The 8,621-nt window shown below is 58.3% G+C and carries 8 protein-coding genes; 5 read left to right on the top strand and 3 right to left on the bottom strand.

Annotated features, from left to right (window positions below; all coding sequences use genetic code 11):
* Positions 1 to 140: 140 nt before the first annotated feature.
* Both ASILVAE211_RS26630 and ASILVAE211_RS25335 read right to left on the bottom strand, forming a co-directional pair.
* Positions 141 to 302 carry a transposase family protein gene (locus ASILVAE211_RS26630; RefSeq protein ID WP_227324151.1) on the bottom strand — a complete coding sequence of 54 codons (162 nt, stop codon included), beginning with the start codon at positions 300 to 302 and terminating at the stop codon, positions 141 to 143.
* Positions 303 to 563: 261 nt separating this feature from the next.
* The gene (locus tag ASILVAE211_RS25335; RefSeq protein WP_227324150.1) at positions 564 to 1,808 is read right to left on the bottom strand and encodes an MFS transporter; all 1,245 of its coding nucleotides are present in this window, start codon (positions 1,806 to 1,808) and stop codon (positions 564 to 566) included.
* Between the two features lie 431 nt (positions 1,809 to 2,239).
* Between ASILVAE211_RS25335 and ASILVAE211_RS25330 the strand changes: the two genes are divergently transcribed.
* The 5 genes from ASILVAE211_RS25330 to ASILVAE211_RS25310 are packed head-to-tail and all read left to right on the top strand — an operon-like array spanning position 2,240 to position 8,432.
* Positions 2,240 to 3,535 carry a sugar ABC transporter substrate-binding protein gene (locus ASILVAE211_RS25330; protein ID WP_227324149.1) on the top strand — a complete coding sequence of 432 codons (1,296 nt, stop codon included), beginning with the start codon at positions 2,240 to 2,242 and terminating at the stop codon, positions 3,533 to 3,535.
* Positions 3,536 to 3,540: 5 nt separating this feature from the next.
* Entirely contained in the window at positions 3,541 to 5,139 is a 1,599-nt protein-coding gene (locus ASILVAE211_RS25325; RefSeq protein ID WP_227324148.1) for a sugar ABC transporter ATP-binding protein, read from the top strand.
* Complete coding sequence (locus ASILVAE211_RS25320; protein WP_227324147.1) at positions 5,140 to 6,162, top strand: ABC transporter permease; 1,023 nt, start codon at positions 5,140 to 5,142, stop codon at positions 6,160 to 6,162. It abuts the gene before it with no gap.
* A gap of 9 nt (positions 6,163 to 6,171) precedes the next feature.
* On the top strand, positions 6,172 to 7,248 hold the full coding sequence (locus ASILVAE211_RS25315) for an LLM class flavin-dependent oxidoreductase (protein ID WP_227324146.1): 1,077 nt from the start codon (positions 6,172 to 6,174) through the stop codon (positions 7,246 to 7,248).
* Positions 7,245 to 8,432 carry an acyl-CoA dehydrogenase family protein gene (locus ASILVAE211_RS25310; RefSeq protein ID WP_227324145.1) on the top strand — a complete coding sequence of 396 codons (1,188 nt, stop codon included), beginning with the start codon at positions 7,245 to 7,247 and terminating at the stop codon, positions 8,430 to 8,432. Before ASILVAE211_RS25315 ends, ASILVAE211_RS25310 begins: the two co-directional genes overlap by 4 nt.
* A 3-nt stretch (positions 8,433 to 8,435) precedes the next feature.
* Here ASILVAE211_RS25310 and ASILVAE211_RS25305 read toward each other — a convergent pair.
* Positions 8,436 to 8,621, bottom strand: a 186-nt coding sequence (locus ASILVAE211_RS25305; RefSeq protein WP_227324144.1) for a hypothetical protein, incomplete at its 5' end; no start/stop codon positions are given.

Here is an 8,621-nt window from a genome sequence, read left to right as displayed (position 1 = left end):
TTTGAGGCGCCCCGAGGCGGTCATCAGCCGCTCGGCCGGCCGTTCTCCAGCCGCGTGGGTAAGCACATGACCCAAGTCGACAAGGCGGCGTGTCTGGCGGCCGTATGGCGCCACAACCTTCGGTAGGCGGCCGCCAAACGTCATCTGCGCGCAGCCGGGATTGAGTCATTGCCACTGCACTCTCTAAGCAGCAGTTTTACGACCACTCCTTGTGCCGGCAGGTCCCGCAAATGACGGATGCACCAGCCATGGCGGTGGCTGGAGCGAGTGCCACACGTCGGACAATGTGCGCCGCCAGACATGACGGTGGACACAATTTACCCTCCATCGGTCCTGTTAGCCTCACAAATTTTGACGCTTAGCCCGAGAGACCACTCGCCGTCTTTTTTCACGCAATATCAATGCACGCCCATCGTCAGATGGCGAACTGCTACCCAAGCTTCAGGGCGCAAAGTCACATCATTTGAGCCAGACCCCCACAATGTGAGGCAGGCCCTGTTTAAGCGACAAAGACAATAATCTTTCCATCTGGCGCATTGGTTTTGAGCGAGAACAGGTCGACTTTAGTCTTTCGGAGCTGTGTCCAACCGGTCGAGTTTGCGGAGGGTCGGGAACAAGCCCATCCACAGGAGGGCAACCACCAGTGTCCCGACGCCGCCTGCGACGACCGTCGGAACAGCGCCGATGAATGCGGCCAAGGTACCGCTTTCAAACTCGCCGAGCTGATTGGATGTGCCAATGAATAGCATGTTCACCGCTGATACTCGGCCGCGCATGTGATCCGGCGTTTGGAGCTGCACGAGGCTGGAGCGGACCACAACGCTAACCACGTCGGCCGCCCCCAGTACAGTAAGGGCGGCGATCGACACCGGCAAGGATCGTGAGAGCCCAAAAACGATGGTGGCGATCCCGAAGAGAGCGACCGCACCAAACATGAGACGGCCAGCATGCCGCCCAATGGGATGTCTGGTGAGCAGCAGGGAGATGGCTAAGGCGCCGACGGCGGGCGCGGCCCGCAAGCATCCAAGTGCAAAGGGGCCAGCATGCAGGATGTCACTTGCGTAAACGGGGAGCAAAGCGGTCGCGCCACCCAGAAGCACGGCAAAAAGGTCCAGAGAGATCGCACCGAGAATCTGAGGCCGCGCACGGATGAAGACGATTCCGCCGAATACCGCCCGCAAACTGACAGGCTCGCGGGGCCTCCTCACGCCGGGCGGCACGAAGGTTATGCAGAGAGCGGCGAGCGCGAAGAACCCGGCGCAGACTTCGTAGGGCAGCGATGCCCCAAGTCCATACAGCAGGCCACCGATGGATGGACCGATGATGGTCACCGTCTGAAACAGGGAAGACGCCAGGGCCGCGAGGCGTGGAAAGAGTGGGGGCGGTACCAGCGATGGCAGCATGGCCTGTAGGCACGGTCCTTCGAACGCGCGGGCGGCGCCCAGCACGATGACCACGGCATAGATCAGCGCGGGTGTCAGCATATGGAGGACGGACCCGGCCGCAAGCGATGCGGCACCCAAGGCCTCGACCGTTTGGCAAATGGCGGCAATGCGCCGGCGATCGAAGCGGTCGGCGGTATGTCCCGCGACAAAGATCAAGGCAACCATCGGCAGGAACTGTGCCAGCCCGACGAGGCCGAGCGACAATGCACGATGTGTCAGGGCGTAGATCTGCCAGCCTATGGCTACGGACTGCATCTGATAGCCTATCGCGGAGCCGCAGCGGCTGAACAAGAGCTGGAGAACACCGGGATGCGAAAGAATTCCGCCGCGCGTGACGGAGATCGGGGACGAGAACTGGACCATCGCATCCTAGTAAGCGCTTCCAGCCATGGAAGGCCAGAACCCCGCTGAAAAAATAATGAAGCTAGCGCTTGGCTTGTCGGGACTATGCTGTGCTTCGTTTTGGCTGTGGTTGGATTTGCCGACATGGAACCCGACCGGTCTGCCACCACCATGTGAGCTGAATGAAAGATCATCTAGCCGCAGGAGACTTAGAATTACAACTTTAAATATAGTGAAATAAGGTATGCACTTGACCAAATAGCGTCATTGTGCGAATGCACGAACATGAAAGATGTTAATAGCTTGAATTTGGGCCTTACGCCTTTTTTGAGGCCGAATTTATAGCGATCTCGTCGACCAACCGCCGGCTGTCCGATGTTTTAGAAGCACCATCTCCACGATGTGAAAATTCAACATTGAGCCAGCAAAGCGATTTAGTATTCAGGAACATCATGTCTCGCGAATTCTCGACGCCGTCCCCCTACAGTCGACGGCATTTCCTGCGGAATGCTGGCATCGGTACCGCCCTAATGGGTGGTGCGGCTTTCAACCCTGTGCTGAGTTCCACCGCTTCGGCCGCTAGCGAAAGCTACAAAGTCGCCCCCCTTCATCAGCTGCTATTGCTGAGTAACGAGTGGTGCACGATCATTAATGACGCGGCGTTGCGTGCCGCGAAGGTGCTTGGTCTGCCGTATCAGTCAACGACGTTCAATCTCAACGACTCCCTTGCCTTGACGCAAGCGCAGTCAGCAGCTGCGGCTGGTGCGAAGCTTTTTCTGACAAACAGTATGGATGGCAGCTCGCTCGGCCCCATCGCAAAAACGGCTCATAGCCTTGGCGGATATTTGGTCAATGTCGGCACGGACATCCCCTGGACTTCTCCGCTCGACTACGGCCCTGGCTTTTCGCAGGATTTCCATCCGCGAGAGGATATCGGATTCTATGGTGCGGTGCGCGAAACGGTTCGCCAGGCCGTTGCGAAATTCGGCGACAAAGCGACCTTCTTCCATATTACAGGGCCGACCGGTACGTTTGCTGATGATCTGAGATCTGCGGCCGTCAATCATGCGGTTTCAGAGTTCCCAGGTGTCAAGATCATCGGTAGCCTGCCCGGAAATTGGAATGCGGGAGATGGGCAGAAGGCGACTGAGGATCTCATTTCCCGCCTCGGCGTGCCAAATGGCATCATTGCCCAGAATGACGGCTCATTGACCGGTGTTTTGGCGGCATTGCGCGGTCTTGGCATCAAGGCCGGAGATAAAGTGTTGACCTGCGGCGTCGATGGATCAACAGATATTTTGCGGGCCATCAAGTCGGGCCGAGTGACAGCGACGGCTTTCCAGTCGCCGGCTTACCACGGCATTCAGGCGGTCGCGCATCTGTTTGACGCCCTTAACGGCTATCAGTTCACAACGCCGGAGCGTTTCGTAGGCTTTGCCGGCATCGTGGTGACGAAGGATAATGTTGAGGGCGTGTTGAAGCGCTATGTCGATAATCCCAACCTGCCTTTCGATCCGCGCCTTCTCTCTCACGTCATCAGCGGCGACAACTGGGATCCGCAAGCGCCGCTCGTGCCGATCAAATATGAGGAGTATTTCGGCGTCGTGCCGAAGCCTGCCGGATACAAGCCGCCAGCCGCCTATGTCGCGTCGATCAAGTCTGGCGAATTTGATCGGGTGACGCGGCAATATGAGGCTGCCTACAAACTCAAGCTTGAAGACTTCGACTATCCCGGAGTCAAAGTTTAAGCCTCATGGCTCGGTTGGCGATCCAGGATATCACGCAATCCTTTGGCCGTTTTCGCGCCTTGTCCGAGGTCAGCCTTACGCTGGCCTCTGGCGAGGTCGTCGGCATTCTGGGAGAGAATGGAGCGGGAAAATCCACCCTTCTGAATATCCTCTCCGGCACTCTTTCACCGACATCGGGACGAGTTGCGATCGATGGTTTGCCGATTGCGCCGGTGAACTATCGCGCCGCTAATGCACATGGCATCTGGCGCATCTTTCAAGATCCCGCGTTGATAGACGAGCTACCGGTCTATCAGAATCTGTTTCTGGGCCATGAGGAACGCTTTTCTCTCGGACCTTTGCTGCGGCGACGGGCGATGGTGCGTCTGGCGGGTAGCATGATGACCTCGATGGAACTCGACGTCGACGTACGACGTCCAGTCCGCGCTTATGATTTTGCAACGCGGCAGGCCCTGGAAGTGGCACGCGCCATTCTACTGCCTAAAATACTTGATATGCCCTCTGGCTTCGTTCTGTTTGACGAGCCGACGACAGGCCTGACCGAGGCTGAGGTGCGCCGTCTTCTCGGCCATATCGGCCGGTTGAAGGCGGACGGCGTGGGAATTGCCTTCGTCTCCCACAGGCTCAAGGAAGTCTTTGCGATCTGCGACCGGCTCGTTGTTCTTAAGGATGGCCAGGTCGTGGGCAACGGAGCCGTGACCGATTTTGACGAGGACTCGCTGCATCGATTGATGGTGGGGCGCGAGAGCCACACACGTTCCATCGGAAAGCGGCAGGTGGCGCCTGCTGCAGCGCCGAAGCTGACCGTGCGTGACCTTGCCAAGGCGCCCCCGCGAGCAGATCGGTGGGGCATGCGGCGGCTTGCCATTCACGACATTGCCTTCGCAGTCGGTAACGGGGAGATTGTCGGAATTGGCGGGCTCATGGGTTCGGGAAAAAATCAGCTCCTCCGTCTCATCGCCGGGCTAGAAGTGGCGGATCGCGGGGCGATAATGCTCGCGGGGAACCCGCTTGAGGGTGGCTTCACACGCCGTAAGAAGGCGGGTATCGCCTTTGTGCCGGCGGACAGGGCTGCTGAGTCTATCCTTCTATCCCAAAGCGTGGCCGCCAATATCGCGCTCGCCAGCGGCGAGTCCGGTAAACGGGGATTTTCGACGCGCCTCGGCCTTTGGCGTCATAGATATGAACAAGGCGTGACCGCCGGGATGATCCGGGCCTTTGGCATTAAAGCTAAGGCGCGCCAGGCCGTCGGCACGCTTAGCGGCGGCAATCAACAGAAGGTGGCACTCGCCCGTTGGGTGCATCGTGAGCCACAATTGCTCCTGATCGAAAATCCGACGGCAGGGGTGGATGTCGGAGCCAAGGCAGAGATTCATCACATTCTTGCCGAACTTGCTGAACGCGGCACCAGCGTCCTTTACGTCACGGACGATCTGCCGGAGCTTATAAGCTTTTCCGACCGTATCCTTATTATGCGGGAGGGGACGCTTGTTGCCGAGGTCCAGAATTACGACCGATCGGCAGACGAATCTGATCTGATCGCCGCCATGATCGGCTCCGCGATCGTCCCGGTCCCGCGTCCTTCGCCAGAGAGCAAACACTGAATGACGACCATCGCGACAGATGCGCCGAGAGCGACGGACGAGACAGCTGCGGGGGGGCCTTGGCATTCTTGGATATCGCGAGAATCGCGTGCGACCTGGCTGCCGATCATCGCGCTTTTTATTCTGGTAGGCTGCTTCGTCGCCAAATCGTCGGCCTTCCTGTCACCCATGAATATGGTCGTGATGGGGGCGCAGGGAGGCCCATTGCTCCTAATTTCCCTCGGCGCCACCTTCGTCATCTTGATGGGAAGCATCGATCTTTCGGTCGGAGGCGTCGCTGCGCTTTCAGCGGCCCTCTCTGGTGTCGCGCTGCATGATGCCGGGGTTAGTCATGGCTTGGCCCTTGCCGTCGCGGTAGTTTTCGGCATCGTCGCGGGCGGGTTCAACGCGTTTCTGGTGACCGTGCTGCGCCTGCCATCATTTATCGCGACGCTTGCTTCCGGCTCGATTTTCAATGGTATTATGCTGCACGTACTGGGCGGCATGGCACTGTCGGTTGCTGACGATGACAGTTTTGCTGATATCGCAGGAAGCCAGTTCATCCCGCTGGTGCCCAATGTCCTGTTCTACGCCGTTATCGCCTGGGCTGTGCTGACGGCTGCGCAATACAATACCCGGTTCGGCCGCTACACGACGGCCATTGGCGCTGGCGAGCGCGTGGCGTTGCTGACGGGACTACCGGTCAATCGCTACAAGGCCGCGGTCTTTATTCTGTCCTCGACCCTCGCTTCAGTCGGTGGGTTTTTTCTGCTCTCGCGTCTTGGTTCGGCGACACCTTCCATTGGCGACGGGTATTTACTGGATAGCGTTGCGGCCATTGTGGTGGGTGGCACCGCGCTCACGGGTGGCGTGGGCGGTATCGGTCGGACGATCCTTGGCGTGGCGCTGATCACCATTCTCAGCAACGGCCTGAATGTTTGTGGCGTCTCCTCCTTCACACAGGAGATCGTCAAAGGTGCTGTCATCATCCTTGCGGTGCTGACAACAATCGACCGCCGCACGCTACTGACCGTCGTTAAATAGGATAACTATATGTCTAAACATCCCGTGCGCTTCGGCGTTTGGGCCAATGTCCATGGCACGCTGGCCTCCCTCAGTCATCCGGACGACCCCGTGGATGCCTCCTGGCCGCGTGTGCGGGATCAAGTGCTACTGGCAGAAAAGCTTGGTTTCGATACTACCCTCGTCGCGCAGCATACGATGAACCCGGTGGGGGAGGAGCTGGACCAGCTCGACGCCTGGACAGCGGCAGCGGCTTTGGCAGCGCTCACGAAAAAGATTGAAATCATTGGTGCCATTAAGCCCTCAGTGATCCACCCGACTATCCTTGCCAAACAGGCTGTTGGCATAGAAGAGATCAGCGAGGGTCGGTTCTCCGTCAATGTTGTGAACGCTTGGTGGAAGCCTGATCTTGAGCGTTCGGGTATCGGCATGTTGCCACATGATGAACGCTATGCGTTTGGCAAGGAATGGCTGCATGTTGTAGCGAAGCTCATGAGCGGGGAGCGGGTGACCTATCACGGCCGCTACCTCAAGCTCGATGATTTCGGTCTTAGACCTGCACCGACGCGTCGTAGCCGGCCGACCATCTATATAGGCGGCGAATCCGAGCCGGCGCGAGAGCTGGCTGCGGCTGAGGCGGATGTGTTGTTCCTCAATGGTCAGGCACCGGAGAGCGCGGCTGCCTTTATTGCCGATGTCCGTGTTCGGCCGCGCGGCACCAGACCGCCGCTACGCTTCGGCATGTCTGCTTTTATTGTCGCGGCCAAAACCGATCCAGAGGCCGAAGAGCTCCTGGAGTATCATTGGCAACGCAACTCAGCAGATAAAGCTGCGCAGGGCGCTTTGATGGAGCGTCTGGTTCGGCAAGTCGATGAGGAATCGGCCATGTGGAAGGCGCTGAAACACCGGCCCCATATCGGACCCAACGGCGGCACGGCCGCTGGTTTGGTCGGGAGTTTCGATACCGTCGCCGAGAGGATCGTTACTTGGAACCGGTTGGGGATTGAAACTTTCATGCTGGGCTTTCAGCCGCTGGAAAGCGACATGACGCTATTTGCCGCTGAGGTCATGCCGCGCGTTAAAAGATTGGAGAGTCTGGCCGGATGACTGATTTCCTCGACGCGCCGAAGGCCTCGGACATTTTGGCTGGGCTGGAGCAACTCGTTCCTATTTTGGGCAGGGATGCCTCTGCACGTGAGCGTGACCGGGTGCTTCCCCATGAATCAGTCAACGTTTTGCGTCAATCCGGTGTTCTCCGACTGCGTATTCCGGAAGCCGTGGGTGGGGCAGGCGGCACGATCCGGCAGCAGATGGAGGCCGTGATGGCCATCGCCTCCGTCGATTCCAACTTGGCGCAGGCGGTCAGGCCACATTTTTTCTTCGTCGAGGAGCTGCGCACGCAGGGATCGGCGCGCACGACCGCAAGGTGGTGGCCTGAATTGGCAGGAGGCTTGGTTGTCGGCAATGCCCTGAGCGAAGCGGCAACAAGTCGTGTCGGCCAAGTCAAAAGCCGCTTGGAACCGCGAGGAGCTGGGTGGGTCTTGAACGGCCGAAAATCATACTCCACCGGCTCACTTTATGCAGACCGCATACTTGTGAGCGGGGAGACGGCGGACGGCGAAAAGATCATGGCCCTGCTTCCGGTGAATCGCACAGGAATTGCCATGCAAGACGACTGGGACGGCATGGGCCAGCGCACAACGGCGACTGGAACAACAACATTCACGGATGTTGTTATTCAAGAAGACGAATTGATCGAATTCCGTTCATTGGATGAGGTCTTCACCCACATTGGCGGCCACCGGCAACTTTTTCTTGCCGCGGTTATGGCTGGGATTGCGGCGAATGCATCGCGGGAACTGAACGACTATATCCGTGACCGAGCGCGTCCGAGCGCGCACAGTTTAGCTGAAACGGCAAGTGAAGACCCTTATGTTCTTCGCGTTGCCGGGGCGGTTAGCAGCGCTAGTTTTGGCGCGCGTGCGGCGGTTCTAGCGGCGGCTGACAGTTTGGACGCTGCCGCGGTTCAGTCTGGTGATGAGAGTGCCGCAATCAGTGCGGCGACGGATGTCGCTCGCGCGCAGGTCGTCATTGCAGAACTGGTTCTGCCAGCGACCGCGAATCTCTTTGAAGCCGGGGGCGCTTCCGCTGTAACGGACAGCCTGAACTTGCACCGGCATTGGCGTAATGCTCGAACGGTAGCAGCCCATAATCCCATTGATTATAAACGCAATGCAGTGGCGAATTGGGAGATCAACTTTGTCCAGCCACCGCGGAACTCCTATTTCTAGCCTTCAATAGAAGAAATATGCGGTTAGGTGGATAAGAAACTCTTTAAAAGAGTTTCTTTTTTCAATAGCTCTACACCATGGGGACTGGTAAGCGGCCGCGAAGCGTGCTGGCGAAGGCACCAACGCTGCGGCTGTTTCTATGCGCAAGTCCGGCGGGTAGCGAGGCCCTTTTGATCGCCTGAAAGCTTT

Source organism: Acidisoma silvae (assembly GCF_020618775.1).
Lineage (GTDB): Bacteria > Pseudomonadota > Alphaproteobacteria > Acetobacterales > Acetobacteraceae > Acidisoma > Acidisoma silvae.
This window is presented reverse-complemented; position numbering and strand designations above follow the sequence as displayed.